At 70.6% G+C, this 17,513-nt stretch carries 14 protein-coding genes; 5 read left to right on the top strand and 9 right to left on the bottom strand.

The features are described from left to right. Positions 1-437: 437 nt before the first annotated feature. Together Ahu01nite_RS23370 and Ahu01nite_RS23365 are read right to left on the bottom strand one after the other, a co-directional pair. Positions 438-1,103, bottom strand: a complete 666-nt coding sequence (locus tag Ahu01nite_RS23370; protein ID WP_203838736.1) for a UdgX family uracil-DNA binding protein — start codon at positions 1,101-1,103, stop codon at positions 438-440. A 67-nt stretch (positions 1,104-1,170) separates the two neighbouring features. Beyond that, positions 1,171-2,517: an aminotransferase class I/II-fold pyridoxal phosphate-dependent enzyme gene (locus tag Ahu01nite_RS23365; protein ID WP_203838735.1), complete on the bottom strand. Its 1,347-nt coding sequence runs from the start codon at positions 2,515-2,517 to the stop codon at positions 1,171-1,173. Positions 2,518-2,636: 119 nt separating this feature from the next. Between Ahu01nite_RS23365 and Ahu01nite_RS23360 the strand changes: the two genes are divergently transcribed. Then, a complete protein-coding gene (locus Ahu01nite_RS23360) occupies positions 2,637-3,842 on the top strand; it encodes a bifunctional pyridoxamine 5'-phosphate oxidase family protein/GNAT family N-acetyltransferase (RefSeq protein WP_203838745.1) in 1,206 nt (401 codons plus the stop codon). 212 nt (positions 3,843-4,054) lie between these two features. Here Ahu01nite_RS23360 and Ahu01nite_RS23355 read toward each other — a convergent pair whose 3' ends face one another. From Ahu01nite_RS23355 to Ahu01nite_RS23325, 7 genes are all read right to left on the bottom strand, one after another. After that, positions 4,055-4,537, bottom strand: coding sequence for a DoxX family protein (locus tag Ahu01nite_RS23355; RefSeq protein WP_203838734.1), 483 nt, complete (start codon positions 4,535-4,537; stop codon positions 4,055-4,057). A 295-nt stretch (positions 4,538-4,832) separates the two neighbouring features. After that, positions 4,833-5,588 (bottom strand): sporulation protein, encoded by a 756-nt coding sequence (locus Ahu01nite_RS23350; RefSeq protein WP_203838733.1) that lies wholly within the window; start codon positions 5,586-5,588, stop codon positions 4,833-4,835. A 20-nt stretch (positions 5,589-5,608) separates the two neighbouring features. Then, a complete protein-coding gene (locus tag Ahu01nite_RS23345) occupies positions 5,609-6,667 on the bottom strand; it encodes a hemolysin family protein (RefSeq protein WP_203838732.1) in 1,059 nt (352 codons plus the stop codon). Next, positions 6,664-7,989 carry a hemolysin family protein gene (locus Ahu01nite_RS23340; protein WP_203838731.1) on the bottom strand — a complete coding sequence of 442 codons (1,326 nt, stop codon included), beginning with the start codon at positions 7,987-7,989 and terminating at the stop codon, positions 6,664-6,666. The genes Ahu01nite_RS23345 and Ahu01nite_RS23340 overlap by 4 nt, the downstream gene beginning before the upstream one ends. A 128-nt stretch (positions 7,990-8,117) precedes the next feature. Further along, positions 8,118-9,752, bottom strand: coding sequence for a serine/threonine-protein kinase (locus Ahu01nite_RS23335; protein ID WP_203838730.1), 1,635 nt, complete (start codon positions 9,750-9,752; stop codon positions 8,118-8,120). 49 nt (positions 9,753-9,801) lie between these two features. After that, positions 9,802-10,320, bottom strand: a complete 519-nt coding sequence (locus Ahu01nite_RS23330) for a class F sortase (protein ID WP_239159067.1) — start codon at positions 10,318-10,320, stop codon at positions 9,802-9,804. Between the two features lie 122 nt (positions 10,321-10,442). Further along, the gene (locus Ahu01nite_RS23325; protein ID WP_203838729.1) at positions 10,443-11,273 is read right to left on the bottom strand and encodes a DUF4397 domain-containing protein; all 831 of its coding nucleotides are present in this window, start codon (positions 11,271-11,273) and stop codon (positions 10,443-10,445) included. 88 nt (positions 11,274-11,361) lie between these two features. Between Ahu01nite_RS23325 and Ahu01nite_RS23320 the strand changes: the two genes are divergently transcribed. The 4 genes from Ahu01nite_RS23320 to Ahu01nite_RS23305 all read left to right on the top strand — a co-directional run bounded on the left by Ahu01nite_RS23320 (position 11,362) and on the right by Ahu01nite_RS23305 (position 17,405). Beyond that, positions 11,362-15,900 carry an ATP-dependent helicase gene (locus Ahu01nite_RS23320; RefSeq protein WP_203838728.1) on the top strand — a complete coding sequence of 1,513 codons (4,539 nt, stop codon included), beginning with the start codon at positions 11,362-11,364 and terminating at the stop codon, positions 15,898-15,900. Positions 15,901-16,237: 337 nt separating this feature from the next. Then, positions 16,238-16,642 (top strand): DUF6924 domain-containing protein, encoded by a 405-nt coding sequence (locus Ahu01nite_RS23315; protein WP_203838727.1) that lies wholly within the window; start codon positions 16,238-16,240, stop codon positions 16,640-16,642. Then, positions 16,642-17,055 carry a hypothetical protein gene (locus Ahu01nite_RS23310; RefSeq protein ID WP_203838726.1) on the top strand — a complete coding sequence of 138 codons (414 nt, stop codon included), beginning with the start codon at positions 16,642-16,644 and terminating at the stop codon, positions 17,053-17,055. The genes Ahu01nite_RS23315 and Ahu01nite_RS23310 overlap by 1 nt, the downstream gene beginning before the upstream one ends. After that, positions 17,052-17,405 (top strand): YciI family protein, encoded by a 354-nt coding sequence (locus Ahu01nite_RS23305; RefSeq protein WP_203838725.1) that lies wholly within the window; start codon positions 17,052-17,054, stop codon positions 17,403-17,405. The genes Ahu01nite_RS23310 and Ahu01nite_RS23305 overlap by 4 nt, the downstream gene beginning before the upstream one ends. The last annotated feature ends 108 nt before the right edge of the window (positions 17,406-17,513 follow it).

Below are 17,513 nucleotides of genomic sequence, written 5' to 3'. Positions count from 1 at the left end.
ACTAGAACAGCGCTAGCCTTTGCTCGAGACATATGATCCAAAAAGGATTTACTCGCGGCAAGCTGGGAAGCGATGCGGGTCAGCATCCGCCAGAACCCGTCAGCCAGGCTCTGCTTCGTGACTCAGGTCCACCAGCGCGCTACGACCGGGACCAAGGCCTTCGTGCGCTGGAGCGGGAAGGCCGGCAGTAGGCACGACGCCTGGTTTCGCGGATCTCGGATCAGCGTAGGAACGTATGCACTGGTGGAAGGCTTCTATCGCTATGGGCCACACCGGCACGAGCCCCAGTTTGTTCGACGTCACCCGAGTCGTGAGAGCGGTGCCGGCATCGGCGTACAAAGCATGGCAACGGCGCCGTCGGCACCTCGCGGATCAACGACTCGCCTCCCCTGGCGATACCCGGCCGCCAACCCGCTGAGCGAGGCCAGGGCGTCTGATCAACCCCCGATGGCTTGCGCTGCCACTTTGAGGTCAGCGACCAACCCCGCGTACGCCTGATCCCGGTCGTCGGCACGCAAGACCGCCGAGGGATGAATCGTGGCGAGCGCCTGGGCCTGCGTCGCCGGGAAGTCGTCGGGGAACTGCGCAGCGGCCGGCCACGGCATGAGCTGGCCCCGGGACCGGGTCACCCGGAATGACGGGCCGAGCAGCGACTTGGCCGCCGTCGCGCCCAGCACGATCACCATCTCGGGCTTGAGCAGCGCGAACTCGGCGACCAGCCACGGCCGGCAGGCAGTGATGTGCGCCGGTCCAGGCGTCTGGTGGATGCGGCGGCTACCTCGCAGCTCGAAGCGGAAATGCTTGACGGAATTCGTGATGTAGACGTTGGACGCGTCGATCCCGGCCGCGTCGACCGCATCGCGCAGCAACCGGCCGGCCGGACCCACGAACGGCAGCCCCTTCTGGTCCTCGACGTCGCCCGGCTGCTCGCCGACGAAGACGACCCGGGCATCGGCCCCGCCACGGCCGAAGACGGTCTGGGTGGCCGGCTCGAAGAGCTCACAGCCCTCGCATTTCGCCGCTGCGGTCTTGAGCTCGTCGAGACTGGTGGCATTCTCGGGAATGAATTGCTGTGCGCCGACGGGCGCCTCGGTGCTCGGCATTGCACCGTTTTACCCCCACCTGCGTCCTCCACGCGCGGCGGCGTCACCCGAAAGTGGGGGCCGCAGGTCAACGGCCAGGAGCGCCTGCGGCAGCGGGGTGTACGGCGTGAGCGACGGCGTCGGCGAACAGCTCGACCATGTCATCGTCGAGCGGGCTGACGGTCACGCGGATGCCCGGCGGGGAGGCGAGACGGAACATCGACCCCGGCGCCACCGTGTAACCGGCATCACGGAGGGCTGTGACCGCACTGGTTTCGTCGTTTACGCGTACCCATAGGTTGATGCCTGTGGTGCCGTGGGCCTGGAGCCCTCGCACGGACAGGGCGTCCCGCAGAGCGAGGCGTCGCCGGTCATAGCTCTCGGCGGCCGCGGCGACCGTCGCAGTGACGTCGTCCTCGAGCCAGAGGCGGAGCATCAGTCGCTGCATCACCGTGGACACCCAGCCGGTACTGATGCGCAGACGGCCGATCACACGACCCATCGTCTCCTCGTCCCCGGCCATGACAGCCACCCGCAGGTCGGGGCCGTAGGGCTTGGACGCCGAGCGGATGAACGCCCAGGAATCGGTGACGCCGCTGAGGCAGTGCAACGCCACGCCGGCCAGCTCGGCGGCGTGATCGTCCTCGATGAGCAGCACCTGCGGGTGCTGGGCCAGCACCACACGCAGAGCGATCGCACGTTGCTCACTTACCGCAGCGCCCGTCGGATTTTGCGCACGCGCAGTGATGATGACGGCCTGCGCGCCCAGCGCGATCGCCTCGTCCAGGCTGTCGGGAAGCGGACCCTCGTCGTCGACGGCCATGGACACGGTGGACAGCCCGAGGGCGGCGACCAGATCGAGGAGATTGGCCCAGCCGGGATCCTCGACGGCGACGATGTCCCCCGGGCGCAGTCGGGTCACCAGCAGGCGCTCGATGGCGTCGAGTGTGCCGCTCGTCACCGCGATCTCCGCATCCTCGACCGGGACGCCGTCCGCCTCGAAACGGACGCGTGCTACCTCCGCCAACTCCGGCATTGCGCCCGCTGCTGCGTACCCAAGTGGGGGGCCGACCTCATCGGAGATCGCACGGAGGTGCGGGCCGAGAGTGGGCAGCCAGCGGATGTCGGGGTCGCCCGACGAAAGATCCAGAGAGCCGGGCGGCGCGGGAGGCCTCAACGAGGCGCGCTGACGCGCGACGGCGGGCCGGGAACGCACGCGGGTCCCGCGCCTGCCCGAGGTCTCGACGATGCCGCGTTGTCGCAGCTCCTGGTAGGCCTTCGAGACCGTCGCAGGGCTGACGTGCAGCGACTCCGCGAGGATCCGGATCGGCGGGAGGCTGTCGCCGAAGACCCAGTCCCCACGCCGGACCCCGGCCTCGATGCTGGCCGAAATCGAGGCGGCCGTCGAACCACTGACCTGATATTGTTCTGGCACACCACAGATTTTGTACTAGCACAGCCGATTACACAAGGGGGCTACCGGTGGCTGACCTCTACGAACCAACCCTCTACGAACCAACCCCGCGCACTACGGCGACCCGCACTCGCGAGCGGATGTTCTACGAGCGCGACACCGCACACGCCATCCTGGACGAGGCCTACGACTGTTCGGTGGCCTTCGTGGTCGACGGCGAGCCCCGTGTGCTGCCCACGCTGCACGTTCGCGTCGGCGACACCCTTTATCTGCACGGGTCGACCGGAGGCCGGTTCGGGCTCGCGGCCCGCGGCGACGGCGTTCGGATCTGCGTTTCTGTGACGCTGCTCGACGGGCTCGTCTTCGCGCGGTCCCAGTTCAACCACAGCGCCAACTACCGGTCCCTGGTCGCCATGGGTCAGGCCCGGCTGGTCACCGACAACGCCGAGAAAGAGGCCGTGCTCACGGCCATGGTCGACAAGGTGGGCCCAGGCCGGGCGGCCGACAGCAGACCGCCGACATCCAAGGAACTGGTGACGACCGCGGTTCTGGCGCTGCCGCTGGAAGAGGTCTCCGTCCGGGTGCGGGCTCATGGCGCCGTGGACGACCCGAAGGACCAGTCGTTGTCACACTGGGCAGGCGTCCTGCCGCTACGGCGCGTGGCGGGGCCACCGGAGCCGGCCGACGGCGTGACCCGTCCGGCGCCGCTCTACCTCCCGCAGACGCCAACATCCCCCTGGCAGACGGCCGCCCCGATGCGCGGCCGGCACGTGGCCCTCGAACCACTGACGCCGGCGCACGTCGACGGTCTCATGACAGCGCTCGCGGACGATGAGGTCTGGCAGTTCCTCCCCACGCGCAGGCCCGGGAGCCGTGAGCAGATGGCCGAGCAGGTAGCCCTGGCGGCCCGGCAGCAGTGGAACGGCGACCGGGTGACCTGGGCCCAGTGCGACCCGGAAACCGGCGAGGTGATGGGCATGACCAGCTACCACGACGTCGACGAGAAGGCCGGGGCACTCGGCATCGGGCACACGATGCTCGGCAAACGATGGTGGCGCAGCGGCGTCAACACCGAGGCGAAGCTCCTGCTGCTCGAGCGGGCTTTCGAGGTGCTGGGAGCGGGGCGCGTCTTCTGGTACACCGACATCCGCAACGAGAGATCGCAGCGGGCCATCGCGAGGCTGGGCGCCAGCAGGGACGGGCTCATCCGCCGGCATCGACTGCGCCCGGACGGGACCTGGCGGGACACAGTGTTGTTCGCGATGACCGTGGACGAGTGGCCTGCCGCCCGGGAGCGACTGGAGGCACGGTTGAGGCAGGGGGCGGAAGGTCAGGGGATCAAGTGACTGCCGGTCGAGCAGCCGCCCGACCAGCAGTCACCGGACCAGCGGTAGACAAGGCAAGCGTCTACGCACCAAGGCCAGCCCGGGGCCGCGCCGGGGCCGGATCGAGCCAAACCAGGCCGTAGCCGGCCGGGCCGGGCCGGGCCGGGCCGGGCCGGGCCCTAACCGCGCCAGGCAGAAGCCGGGCTGGGCCGGGGCCGGGCAGGGGCGCGTGGTCAGGCGGTGGCGGGTTCGGTGACCTGCTCGTCGGCGGGGGCGGGGGTGGCCTTGGCGGGGTCGGCGGTGGCGGGGGGTGCTGTGGTGCGGCGGCGGAGGAGGGCGTCGAGGGACCAGGGGCCGGCGCCGAGGACGGCGATTGCCAGGAAGGTCCAGGCGTAGAGGGCGGCGTTGACGCCGCCGTTCTGGATGGGCATCAGGGCGTTGGGCTGGTGGACTACGAAGTAGGCGTAGGCCATGGAGCCTGAGGCGATGATCGCGGCGGGGCGGGTGCCGAGGCCGATCATGACGAGGATGCCGCAGATGAGCTGGATCAGGCCCGCGTACCAGCCGGGCCAGAGGCCGGTCTCGATCGCTTTGCCGGATCCTTGGGCGCCGCCGAAGAGGCCGAGTACCGATGCGGCGCCGTGCAGGCTGAACAGCAGGCCGATCACGATCCGGAAGACCGACCAGACGGGGGCTGCGAACCTGTGCGTGTCCATGCGTCGCTCCTTGGTGGGGGGAAGGAAACCAGTGGCGACGTGCTCAAAGGGGAAATGCGCCGCCGCCAACTAATAGACGGACGCTAATAGATTGAAGGTGCAACCTTCAAGGGGTGGATCGGCGTTAAATGGTTGAGAAAGTTGTTAGAGGCATGTGACAGGCATTTCGGTCATGTCACATGCGCTGGCCACTAGGCGTGTCGTCAGCGTTACCGTCCGAACCGGACACGCCCGATCCCGCATCACCTGAGGGATATGCCACAGGGGGCTGGACCAGGGGGGTGGCGCGGGGCGGTCAGACGATCGGCGGGAGGGCTTCCCGGAGAGCTACCTCGACGTCGGCGTGGCCGTCCTCGTCGTGGTTGAGGCGGAAGCGGGCGTAGGAGTCCTGGGCTTTGCGGAGGAAGCCGCTGTGCTTCTCGTATTCCAGGATGACGTCGACGCCGGTTTCGTCCGTGATGAAGGTCAGCTCGAGTTCGTCCATGACGCGGCGCCAGTGGTCCGGCGGGGTGAACTCGATCTCCTGGTAGAAGGGGAGCTCCTGGCGGACGCCGTAGATGGCTCCTCGTTCGACGTCCGCGTGGCGGAAGTGGAAGCCGAGGTGGTCCAGTTCGTGGAGGACCTGGTCGTGCAGCGGCAGCGGGTGGATGTGCACGAGTTCCACGTCGCCGTGGTCGAGTTCGTCGTCGGCGGTGAGTTCCGTGCGCAGGCCCATGCTCATGCCGGCGAGGTGCTTTCCGTACGCGTGGGTGAGCGGTGTCTCCCACGGTGGTGTGATGGTGAAGGGGATGTCCTGGTGCTCGCCCGGTGCCAGGGTAAACCCGGCGGCGACCCAGGCGCGGTGGAATTCAAGGAGGGCGTCGCCGTCTTCGGCTTCGGTGCGGGTGACGAGGCCGACGGCGACGGTGTCGACGGCGACGTCGTAGTTGCCGCCGCGGACCCGGACGGCGCCCATGAGCGGGAGGCCCGGACAGGTGTCGGGGGTGGTGAGGACCGTGTGGACGACCGGACCGCCCAGGCCGAACGCACGGCGTACCTTCTCGAAGGCCATCTCGCCACCCCCAGCAACTGTCAGCGCATGCGCCTGCCCACCGGTACCGGGTCAGTCTCGTCGTCGAACTCGCCGATTACCTGCTCAAGCAGATCTTCGAGGGCCACGAAGCCCACTCTTTCCCCACCACGGGTGACCATGGCGAGCTGGGCGCGGGCCCCGCGCATCGCGGTGACCGCGTCGGTGACGGTGACCGCGGCGTCCAGGACGAAGGCGGAGTCCATGAGCTCTTCGGCGGTCACGTCGATGCCCGCGGTGGTGGCCCGGACCGCTTCCCTGACGTGCACGACGCCGACGACCGCGCCGGTGGCGGGCGAGACGACCGCCAGCCGGGAACGACCGCTGCGCAGGGAGGCGGCCTCGACGTCCAGGGCTGAGGAGTCGGGGGCGACCGTGACCAGCTGGTCGTCGAGGATGAGGACGTCGGCGACGGTTGTTTCCTGCAGCTTGAGCATGCTGGTGAGCAGCTCGGTCTGCTCGGCGCCGATCAGGCCTTCGGCGCGGGAGCGTTCGAGCAGGATGTTCATCTCCTCCGGGCCGTGGGCCTGGGCGAGCTGGTCCTGGGCGTGCACGCCGAAGGGGCGCAGCGCAGCGTTGGCCAGCCAGTTGAGGGCGACCAGTGCGGGGTGCACGACGCGGACGAAGCCGCGGAACGGCAGCGCCAGCAGGGTGGCGGAGCGTTCCGGGTCGGTGATGGCCCAGGACTTGGGCATCATCTCGCCGATCACGAGGTGCAGGAAGGTGACGACGACCAGGGCGAAGAGCAGGGCGATGATCTCGCTCGGCACCTCGTGCAGGCCGATGTCGTGCAGCAGCGGGGCAAGGAGGTGCTCGATGGCAGGCTCGGCCAGTGCGCCGAGGCCCAGCGAGCAGAGGGTGATGCCCAGCTGCGCGCCCGCCAGCATGATGGAGAGCTCCCGGCTGCCGTCGAGCGCGGCTTTCGCGGCGCGGCTGCCGTCGGCGGCGGCGTGTTCGAGGCGGTAACGCTTGCTGGCCACCAGGGCGAACTCGGCGGCGACGAAGAAGGCGTTGCCCGCGAGCAGCAGGAACGAGCAGATGGCGGCCCAGGTCGTGCTCATGCGGACACCTCCGCGGCGTCGGAGGTCGAGGGCACGGAGATGCGTACGGACTGGGGCACGTGCCGGTTGACGGAGAGCACGTCGAGCGCCGCACCGGTGTCCAGCAGGACCGAGTCGCCGATCTGCGGGACCCGGCCGAGGTGGGTCATGATCAGACCGGAGACGGTGTCGTACTCATCGGACTCGGGCAGGGGCAGGCCGGTCGCGTCGGCGACCTCGTCGATGCGCCAGCGGGCGGGGACGATCCAGGAGCCGTCGTCCTGGCGGGTGGGAGTGGGCTCGGGCAGGTCGTCCTCGTCGCGGATCGGGCCGACGAGCTCCTCGGCGATGTCCTCGAGGGTGATGATGCCCGCGAAGCCGCCGTATTCGTCGACGACGCAGGCCAGCTGGCGGTGGCCGCCGCGCAGGCGGTCGAGCACCGCGGGCAGCCGTAGCGAGGCGGGGACGAACAGCGCGGGGGCGCAGAGATCTCCGACCTGCACCGTCGAACGGGCCGCGGGGGCGACGGCGAGGACGTCGGCGATGCCGACAACTCCGATGATCTCGTCGACACCCGTGCCGGAGCGGACCGGGAAGCGGGACCGGCCGGTGTCGAGCAGGGTGACGATGCGCTCGGCCGGGTCGGTGGCCTGGACGGTCTGCACGTCGACGCGCGGGACCATCACCTCGGAGGCCGTCCGGCGGCGGAAGTCGAGACCGCGGTCGAGCAGCTCGGAGAGCTCCGGGGTGAGGTGGCCCTCCTGCCGGGACTCCGCGATGATCTGCTCGAGGTCCTCCTCGGTGGCGCCCTCGGGCAGCTCCTCGATCGGCTCGATGCCGATGCGGCGCAGCAGCTTGGCGGCAGCCTTGTCGAAGAGCTTGATGATCGGGCCGAACACCGCGAGATACATCAGCGTGCTGCGGCTCAGCGCCTTGGCGAGGACCTCCGGACGGGCGATGGCGAAGTTCTTGGGGGCGAGCTCGCCGAGCACCATCTGCACCACGGTCGCGATCAGCAGGGCGAGGATCACCGAGATCGCCGTGCTCACCCCGTCGGACAGGCCCGTGAGACCGATCAGGTCGGCGAAACCCTCACCGAGGAACGGCTCGGCCACGTAGCCGACGACCAGGGCGGTGACGGTGATGCCGAGCTGCGCGCCGGACAGCACGAAGGAGAGGCGTTCCGTTACTTTGAGTGCTCGTTCGGCGGCTTTGTCGCCCTGCTCGGCCTGCTGGCGCAGGTGCCCGCGGTCGACGGCGACGTAACCGAACTCTTGGGCGACGAAATAGCCGGTGATGGCTGTCACCAGGATCACGAGCAGGAGGCCGACCAGGATCAACATGGCGGCGCCTGACACAGGAGGAGATACACGGAAAGCCGGGCCAAGCCCGGCTGTCTACTGCCGATCATCCGAGAAATCTACCAGCGTGCGCTGAACACGGGCTGTGAGATTGCCGGACGGGCGAGGGCCTAGGCGTTCGTGTAGAACGTGCTGACGATCATTCCCCACGTCGCGAAGTTGGCCGGCCAGTCCAGGTCACGGGTCATCAGGCCGTACGCGTACCCCTTGCCGCCCGAGGCCACCCACCTGGTCATCGCGTGCAGCCGTGCCCCGGAGCCCTTGTCGTCGTAGGCGTACTCCCAGTCGGCCGCCCGGTCGAGTGACGAAACCCGATTGATGCCGTACTGCTGATAGCCGGGCAACCGACCCGCCTCGCGCAACCGGGCGACCTCGTCGCGGCATGCCTTTTCCGGGTCGCCACCGGGGTTGCGTGAAGGATCGACGCTGAGCACCCGCAACGCGATCGGATCGCGGAAACAGAGCGTGGTGCCGACCTTTTCGTACGTCCAGCCGTCGGGCACCGCGATATGGAAATCGCCCTGCCGGAAATAGGACCAGCCGGCGTAGAGCGCCCACCCGTCCCGCAGGCGTTCCGCTCCGGGCTGCGGTGTCGTGGGCAGCCCGTCCGGCGCCTCCGCCAGGCATTTGACCGGGCTGAACCCCACCGGGGCCGCGGCGGAAACGGAGGAGGAGGCGGGGGCGGCGGAAGGCTGGGACACGGGCGGGATGGGGGTGTCCCGGTCCCGCAACAGCAAGGCCGCCCCGGCGAGCAGGGCCACCACAAGAAAGCCGCCGACCAGGGCCAACGAGCGGCGAACCGCGGGCCGCGGCGGCTCGGGGCCGGGAGGCGTCGCAGGCACAGAGGCTGGTGAAGGCACGGGTGCGGGTGACGGCGCAGGATCGTCCATGGGCGCGCGGGGTGCGGGCACCACGGCGTGGCCCTGGAAGAGGCCGGCCACCTCACGCAGCTGGTCACGCGTCGAGGCGGCGTCCAGCCGATCGATCGGCTCCCGCTGCAGCAGCCCGATCAGCACCGGCGCGAGCGGGCCGGCCCGCACGGGCGCGTCGGGCTCCTCGGTCGCCAGCGCCATCAGTGTGGCCATGGAGCTCTCCCGCGCGAACGGCGACCGGCCCTCCACCGCGGCGAACAGCGTCGCCCCGAAGGACCACAGGTCGGACTCGACCGTGGAGGCGCCGTCGCGCGCCCGCTCCGGCGACACGTACTGCGGGGAGCCGACAATCAGGCCCGGCCCGGTGACCGAGCCGTCGTCGACAAACGTGGCCAGGCCGAAGTCGGTGAGCACCACCCGGCCGTCATGACCGATCAGCACGTTGTGCGGTTTGACGTCGCGATGCAGGACGCCTGCGCGGTGCGCTGCGGTGATCGCCTCCAGCACGTCGAGGCCGATCCGGGCCGCCGACCGCGGATCGTAGGGGCCGTCCTCGCCGATGACCTGGTGCAGCGAGCGTGACGGGACGTACTCCATCACGATCCACGGCTGATCCTCCGCGTGCACCACGTCGTAGATCTTGACCACGTGCGGGTGGTTGAGCCGGGCGGCGCTGCGGGCCTCGCGCAACGTACGGTCACGCAGCCGGGCTTTCTCCTCGCCGGTCATCCAGTCGGGCGGGACGAACTCCTTGACCGCGACATCCCGGTCGAGCATCTCGTCGCGGGCCAGCCACACCCGGCCCATGCCGCCGCTGCCGACCGGTTCGCGCAGGCGATACCGACCGGCGATGAGCATCCGCCTGACCGCCATCAGCACCCACCCGTCGTCCCATCCAGAGTAGCCAACCCGGGCCCGGCATTCATCGGGCGACCGCATAGATGACCAGGTTGTCCCGATAGGACCGCAGGCTCTTGTCGAAGACTCCCCCGCACGTGATCAGCCGCAGCTCCCGGTCGGGCGTGGGGCCGTAGACGCGTGCCGTCGGGAACGCGCTCTTCGGGTACCAGGCGGTCTCGGTGACGGTGAACGAGAGCGTCGCCCCGCCCCGGATCACCTCGATGCGGTCGCCGGCCACCACCTCACGCAGGCGGTAGAACACGGCCGGTCCGGACTTCGAGTCGACGTGGCCGGCGAGGACAGCGGGGCCGACGTCACCGGGGGCTGCGCCGTCCGCGTACCAACCGGCCTGATCATTGCCCTTGGGCGGCACAAGCTCGCCGGACGCACCCAGCCGCAGACTCTCCAGCCCGGTGTCGATGCCGACGGCCCCGACCTTGAGACGTGACGGCAGGCCGCTGGGCGCGGCCGCCGATTGACCGAAGGGATCAGGCAGGCCTTCCGGTTGCGGCCAATTTGACGGTACGCCCGGAGCGCGCACTCCTGCACCGTCAACGGGACCCGGAGATCCACGCAGAGCCAGGTACCCGGTCGCGACCACGAGGGCCACGACCAGTGGGACGGCGATCGGAAGAAGTAGTCGGCGGGCTGTGGAGCGTACCGTCAAGAGGAGGCCCGGAAACGTCGGAGCGTGACCATCAGACCCGCTGTGAGCAGGGCCGCCAGGCCCGCGAGCAGCACCGCGGTGAGCCGGCCGCCATCGTGTTGCGTGCCACCCAGCCCGGTCGCGACGCCACCCTGCGGCACCGTGCTCGTGCCGGCCGCGTCGATGTGCAACTCGGGCTTGAGGCCGCCCTTCTTGTCGTCGAGCACCAGCAGCGAGTAGACGTTGCCAGCACCCAGAGTGCACGGGAGTTCGCTGGCCGAACCACCGCCGCTGGGCCGCACCTGGACCGTCCACTTACCCGGGTTGACCTGGCGGTAGTCGGTCGTGGTGGCGAACGCGACACCGTCGGCGATGGCCTTGCCGTTGGCGCCGGCGACGTCGAGCACGGGTGCGCGTACCGACGCCTGAATGATCCTGATCTTGGATTCGTCGCCACCTGGCAGTTTCAGATCGTCCTGCAGCACCCGCAACCCGAGGTCGGCGTAGCGGCCGACGCCGGCGACCGTGTAGGCCGCGCCGTCCGCCACCGTGACCTGGGTGGTCAGCACCGGTGGGCTGGTCGCGGACGCTCCCGACTTACGCATGGCGACCTGGTACGCGCCGGTGGGCAGACGGAGATAGTCGGACATGGCGCCGTACGCGACGCCGTTAAAACGCTGGGGTTCGGCCGCGCCGCTGTCGGACTTGAGATAGACGTCGACCGCGGGGGTGTCGGGAGACAGATGGGCAAGCCGGACGTAACCGGCGCCTGCCGCCTGCGCCGGGGCCGCACCGAGCGCGACGACGGCCAGGGCTGCGGCGACTGCACCGGAGAGTTTCCTCAACATGCCCATCAATGTGTCGCAGGTCATGAACGGACGCCATGGCCCATCCGGGCGGGTCGATCCGCTGTTTTTGTCATACCCCCGGGGCACGATGGAGGACGTGCGAGACGTGTTGGAGGAATTTGGCCTGGCCACCAGGGAATGGTTCCGGGCTGCCTTCGCCGCGCCCACCGCCGCCCAGACCGGCGCGTGGCGGGCGATCGGTGGTGGCCGTAACGCTTTGGTGGTGGCACCGACCGGTTCCGGCAAGACCCTGGCCGCGTTCCTCTGGTCGCTCGACCGGCTCGCGCAGGAGCCGCTGCCGCCGGACCCCAAGCACCGGTGCCGGGTCCTCTACATCAGCCCGCTCAAAGCCCTCGCAGTCGACGTCGAGCGCAACCTGCGCGCCCCGCTGACCGGCATCCGGCAGGCCTCGGGCCGGCTCGGCGTGCCCCCGCCGGACATCACCGTGGGCATGCGCTCCGGCGACACACCGGCCGACGAGCGGCGTGCCTTCGCGCGCACCCCGCCCGACATCCTGATCACCACGCCCGAGTCGCTGTTCCTGCTGCTCACGTCGGCCGCGCGGGAGTCGCTGCGCGGCGTCGAGACCGTGATCATCGACGAGGTGCACGCCGTCGCCGCCACCAAGCGCGGCGCTCACCTGGCGCTCTCGCTCGAGCGCCTCGACGCGCTGCTGGCCAAGCCGGCCCAGCGGGTCGGCCTCTCCGCCACCGTGCGCCCGATCGAGGACACCGCCCGGTTCCTCGGCGGCGCCCACCACGTCGAGATCGTGCAGCCGAAGAGCAGCAAGACCATCGAGGTCACGGTGCAGGTGCCGGTCGAGGACATGACCCGCCTCGACGAGGTGCCCGATGTCGACCCCGACGATCCCGGCGCCGGTCGGCACTCGCCGTCGATCTGGCCGGCGGTCGAGGAGCGGGTGCTCGAGCTGATCAGAGCGCATCGCTCGACCATCGTCTTCACCAACTCCCGCCGCGGGGCCGAGCGGTTGTGCGCGCGGATCAACGAGCTGGCGCTTGAAACCACTTCCGAGGCGCCGGCTCCACCCGCGCAGATCATGGCTCAAGCGGGCTCCTCCGGCGGCGCGCCACCGGTCGTCGCGCGGGCGCATCACGGCAGCGTCTCCCGTGAGGAGCGCAAACAGATCGAGGAGGCGCTGAAATCCGGGCAGCTTCCCGCCGTGGTCGCGACGTCCAGCCTGGAGCTGGGCATCGACATGGGCGCGGTCGACCTGGTCGTGCAGATCGAGGCGCCGCCGTCGGTCTCCGCCGGGCTGCAGCGCATCGGCCGGGCCGGTCACCAGGTCGGTGCGGTCTCCCGGGGCGTCGTCTTCCCGAAGCACCGCGGTGACCTGGTCTCCTGCGCGGTGGTCGCCGAGCGGATGAGCGAGGGTGCGATCGAGGAGCTGCGCTACCTGCGCAACCCGCTCGACGTGCTGGCCCAGCAGATCGTCGCCATGGTCGCGCTCGACGAGTGGCAGCTCGACGATCTCGCCGCGCTGGTCCGCCGCTCGGCGCCCTACACGGAGCTGCCCGACTCGGCGTTGCACGCCGTGCTCGACATGCTCTCCGGCCGCTACCCGTCGACCGCGTTCGCCGAGCTGCGCCCCCGCCTGGTCTGGGACCGCACCACCGACCAGCTCACCGGTCGCCCCGGCGCCCAGCGGCTGGCCGTCACGAGCGGCGGCACCATCCCCGACCGCGGCATGTTCGGCGTTTTCCTGGCCGGTTCGGAGCGCGCGTCCCGGGTCGGCGAGCTCGACGAGGAGATGGTCTACGAGTCCCGCGTCGGCGACGTCTTCCTGCTCGGCTCGACCTCGTGGCGCATCGAGGACATCACCCCCGACCGGGTGCTGGTCTCCCCCGCGCCCGGCGCCCCGGCCAAGATGCCGTTCTGGAAGGGCGACTCGCTGGGCCGCCCGGTCGAGCTGGGCCGGGCCATCGGCGCCCGGCTGCGCGGCCTGACCCGGGCCGGTGACGAGTCCGCCGTCGCGTCGCTGCGCGGATCAGGGCTCGACGAGTGGGCCGCCGACAACCTCGTCGCCTACCTGCGCGAGCAGCGGGAAGCCACCCGCAACCTGCCCGACGACCGCACGGTGGTGGTCGAGCGGTTCCGCGACGAGCTGGGCGACTGGCGGATGACCGTGCACTGCGTCCTCGGCGCCAAGGTCAACGCGCCCTGGGCGCTCGCGATCGCGCGCCGGCTCAGCGAGCGCTACGGCGTGGACGGTCAGGTCATGCCGTCCGACGACGGCATCGTGATCCGGCTGCCCGACACCGCCGAGGATCCGCCCGGCGCCGACCTGGTCGCCTTCGACCCCGAGGAGATCTCGCAGATCGTCGAGGAGACGGTGGGCACCTCGGCGCTGTTCGCGTCGCGGTTCCGCGAGTGCGCGGCCCGGTCATTGTTGCTGCCACGCCGCGATCCACGCCGTCGTCAGCCGCTCTGGCAGCAGCGCCAGCGCTCGGCCCAGCTGCTCGACGTCGCCCGCGAGTTCGCCGACTTCCCGGTCACTCTGGAGGCCGCCCGCGAGTGCCTGCAGGACGTGTTCGACGTGCCCGGGCTGGTCGGCCTCATGCGCGAGATCGCCGGGCGCAAGGTGCGGCTCGTCGAGGCGGAGACGCCCCGGCCCTCCCCGTTCGCGCGCTCGCTGCTCTTCGGATATGTCGGCGCGTTCCTCTACGAGGGTGACGCCCCGCTGGCCGAGCGCCGCGCCGCCGCGCTCGCCCTGGATTCGACGCTGCTCGGCGAGTTGCTCGGCCGCGTCGACCTGCGCGAGCTGCTCGACCCGACGGTCGTCACCGAGACCGAGAGCGGTCTGCAGTGGCTCACCACGCAACGCAGCCCGCGTGACGCCGAGGATGCCGCTGAGCTGCTGCGGCTGCTCGGTGACCTGTCCCCCGCCGAGCTGACCGCCCGCTCGATCGAGCTCGAGTGGATGACCCAGCTCGCCGACACCCGCCGCGCGATCCAGATCCGGGTCGCCGGCGAGGAGCGCTGGATCGGCGTCGAGGACGCGGGCCGCTACCGCGACGCGTTCGGTGTCGCGCTGCCGGTGGGCATCCCCGAGGCCTATCTGGAGCCGGTCGCCGACCCGCTCGGCGATGTCGTCGCCCGCTACGCCCGCACCCACGGCCCGTTCGCGGCGGCGACCTGCGCGGCCCGTTTCGGCCTCGGCGTCTTCGTGGTGGAGCAGGCCCTCAAACGGCTCAGCGCCACCGGCCGCGTGGTCTCCGGCGAGTTCTCCCCCGGCGGCGCGGGCACCGAGTGGTGCGACGCCGAGGTGCTGCGGATGCTGCGCCGCCGTTCCCTGGCCGCGCTGCGCCGCGAGATCGAGCCGGTCGCGCCCCGGATCCTCGCCGCGTTCCTGCCCCGCTGGCATCAGATCGGCGGCAATGCCCGCGGCATCGACGCCCTCGCCGCCTCGCTCGAGCAGCTCCAGGGTGTCGCGGTCCCCGCCTCGGCCTGGGAACGCCTCGTCCTGCCGTCCCGCGTCGCCGATTACGCCCCGCCCCAGCTCGACGAGCTCTGCGCGGCCGGCGAGGTGCTCTGGGCCGGCTCCGGCAGCATCGCCGGCGGCGACGGCTGGATCACCCTGGCCTATGCCGACAGCGCCCCGCTGTTGCTGCCGCCGCCGGACGACGAGGTGGCGCTGACCCCGCTGCACCAGTCGATCCTCGACACCCTCGCCGACGGCCAGGCACTCTTCTTCCGCAACCTCGCCGACCGGGTCCACTCGCTCGACGACAACGCCCTCGCGGCCGCGATCTGGGACCTCGTCTGGGCCGGTCACCTCACCAACGACACGCTCGCCCCGCTACGCGCCCTGCTCGGCGGCAGCGGCGCCCACAAGAGCAAATCCGCCCCGGCCCGCGCCCGATACCGCCGCCCCGGCCGCGTCGCGATGCCCGCCCGCAGCGGCCCCCTGCAGATGGTCGGCCGCTGGTCCCGCCTGCCCGACCGCGACCTCGACCCCACCCGCCGCGCCGCCGCCCTCGCCGACCTCCTGCTCGAACGCCACGGTGTCATCACCCGCGGCGCGGTCATGGCCGAGGGCGTCACCGGCGGTTTCGCCGCGGTCTACCCGGTCCTCGCCGCCCTCGAGGAACGCGGCGCCGCCCGCCGCGGCTACTTCGTCGAGGGCCTCGGCGCAGCCCAGTTCGCGGTCCCCGGCGCAGTCGACCGCCTCCGCGCCCTCGCCGAGCCCGCCGAGCTGGCCAAACGCACCGCCACAGCCGCCGTCGTCCTCGCCGCGACCGACCCCGCCAACCCCTACGGCGCAGCCCTGCCCTGGCCAGAACGAGTCATCGACAGCGGCAACGGCGAAACCACCCCCGCCACCGGCCACCGCGCGGGCCGCAAAGCCGGCGCGCTCGTGGTCCTCGTCGGCGGCGACATCATCCTCTACGTCGAGCGCGGCGGCCGCACCCTGCTCTCCTTCACCGACACCCCCGAATCCCTCATCGCAGCCGGCCAGGCCCTGGCAAGCGCGGTGAAGTCCGGCGCCCTCGGCCCCATGTCCGTCGAACGAGCCGACGGCGAATCCGTCCACGCCTCCCCCCTCCGCGACGCCCTCACCACAGCCGGCTTCCGCACCACCCCCCGCGGCCTCCGTCTGCGCGGCTGACCCCGTCCCTCTCCCCCTGCCGCACGGACTGCGCCTACCGCTTCCACACCGCCCACCGCCTCAGCCCTCCACCAACGGCCCACTGCCCTCACCACCTCCGCCCGCTGCCCCTCACTACCTCCACCGCTGCCTCCGCCCACAGCCCACTGCTTCGGCCCTCCCCCGCGGCCCCTCTTTGCCCCCGCCCACAGCCCTCACTACCTCCGCCCACAGGCCACTGCCACTGCCTTCGCCCACTGCCTCCGCCCACTGCCTTCGCCGAACGGGCTAGCCCCCGTCCGTTCCTCTCCCCACCGGCGCGGTCCGCTGCCGCCCGGAACGCAGCTGACCTCTGGAGATGACCGTGCTGCCTCAGCCTGACGATCTGACCTCGCTGGTCCTGCGCACGAGCTTCGGCGGCGATCTGGCGTGGCGGGAGTTCGAAGCCGCGCTGCGTGACGAAAGCGCGACCCTCGTCAGCGACCCCGCCTACGCCGACGCAACCGTCGAGTCGCTGGTCGCCGCGGACGCCGGGGCCGAGGATGACGACAAGCTGACGTACCTGTTCCTCGCCGACGCCACCACCTTGGCCGACGCCGGGCACCCGCTGCTGGCCGTCGACCTGTACACCGAGGCGGGCCGCACCTTCCGGCTGCCGCTGCGCTGGTTCGAGGATGTTTCCGCCAACCTGGCCATCGCGAACATGGACTTCGACGAGTTCGCCGATCACGTGGATGAGTCCGGCGCTTACCTGGGGGAATGATGGACGAGGCCGAGTTCTGGGGGCGGCTCGAGTTCCGGGTGTGTGCCGAATTCCGTGGGTTCGAGGACAACGGGCTGCGGTATCTGTGGTGCGACGGGTTCGAGGCGGAGGACTATCACCTCGAAGGGGCGGATCCGTTCATCGGGGGTGTGATGTGGTGCGGCGTTACCGGGCAGGAGCGGTGGCGGTTCACGCTCTTCGTCGGGGGCGGTGTGCGGTCGCGGGAGGGGATCGACTGGGCGGGTCTGCTTCCCGATGACGAGGCGACGGGATGGCTCAATGCCGAGCCGCGGGAGATGACAGTTGTGCTCAGGCCCTTGGAAGCGGGAAACGATCCGGCTGTCGATTTCGGCGGATCCGTTCGACATAGGGGTGGAAGGCAGTCGTCCGGCGGTGAGGGAGAAGAGCCATGACTCAGTACGCGGTCTTGATCTATGCGGGTGATTCGGCGCATCGCGAGGGCGCCGAGGCGGAGCAGGAGGTGCACGATCGCCATGCAGAGGAGTTGCGGGACGCCGACAGCATGGTGGCGGCGTTCGCGTTGGAGTCGGTCGCGAGTGCGACGTCGATCCGGGGTGATGTGGTGACGGATGGGCCTTTCGTTGATGCCAAGGAGGTCATCGCGGGGTTCTACGTGATCGAGGCTCCTGATTTGGATGCCGCGCTGCGCATTGCCGGGGCCAACCCCGTGGTTCAGCAGGGTGGCGGCGTCGAGGTGCGGCCGGTTGCGGGCGGCTTCATCCGCCAAACCGCGCAGGGGTGACCGGGCCAGACCGCTCGGGGGCGGCCGGCTCAGATCGCACACGGGCGGCCGGCTCAGATCGCACACGGGCGGCCGGCTCAGACCGCACGCGGGTGACCGGCTCAGACC

It is taken from the genome of Winogradskya humida (genome assembly GCF_016862215.1).
GTDB classification, from domain to species: Bacteria; Actinomycetota; Actinomycetes; order Mycobacteriales; family Micromonosporaceae; genus Actinoplanes; species Actinoplanes humidus.
This window is presented reverse-complemented; position numbering and strand designations above follow the sequence as displayed.

Excerpts from the sequence above, each read along its gene's own strand:
- Ahu01nite_RS23370 (WP_203838736.1), bottom strand. The coding sequence starts at position 1,103 with ATGCCGAGCACCGAGGCGCCCGTCGGCGCACAGCAATTCATTCCCGAG.
- Ahu01nite_RS23360 (WP_203838745.1), top strand. The coding sequence starts at position 2,637 with ATGTTCTACGAGCGCGACACCGCACACGCCATCCTGGACGAGGCCTAC.
- Ahu01nite_RS23355 (WP_203838734.1), bottom strand. The coding sequence starts at position 4,537 with ATGGACACGCACAGGTTCGCAGCCCCCGTCTGGTCGGTCTTCCGGATC.
- Ahu01nite_RS23350 (WP_203838733.1), bottom strand. The coding sequence starts at position 5,588 with ATGGCCTTCGAGAAGGTACGCCGTGCGTTCGGCCTGGGCGGTCCGGTC.
- Ahu01nite_RS23345 (WP_203838732.1), bottom strand. The coding sequence starts at position 6,667 with ATGAGCACGACCTGGGCCGCCATCTGCTCGTTCCTGCTGCTCGCGGGC.
- Ahu01nite_RS23340 (WP_203838731.1), bottom strand. The coding sequence starts at position 7,989 with ATGTTGATCCTGGTCGGCCTCCTGCTCGTGATCCTGGTGACAGCCATC.
- Ahu01nite_RS23335 (WP_203838730.1), bottom strand. The coding sequence starts at position 9,752 with ATGGCGGTCAGGCGGATGCTCATCGCCGGTCGGTATCGCCTGCGCGAA.
- Ahu01nite_RS23325 (WP_203838729.1), bottom strand. The coding sequence starts at position 11,273 with ATGTTGAGGAAACTCTCCGGTGCAGTCGCCGCAGCCCTGGCCGTCGTC.
- Ahu01nite_RS23320 (WP_203838728.1), top strand. The coding sequence starts at position 11,362 with ATGGAGGACGTGCGAGACGTGTTGGAGGAATTTGGCCTGGCCACCAGG.
- Ahu01nite_RS23315 (WP_203838727.1), top strand. The coding sequence starts at position 16,238 with ATGACCGTGCTGCCTCAGCCTGACGATCTGACCTCGCTGGTCCTGCGC.
- Ahu01nite_RS23310 (WP_203838726.1), top strand. The coding sequence starts at position 16,642 with ATGGACGAGGCCGAGTTCTGGGGGCGGCTCGAGTTCCGGGTGTGTGCC.
- Ahu01nite_RS23305 (WP_203838725.1), top strand. The coding sequence starts at position 17,052 with ATGACTCAGTACGCGGTCTTGATCTATGCGGGTGATTCGGCGCATCGC.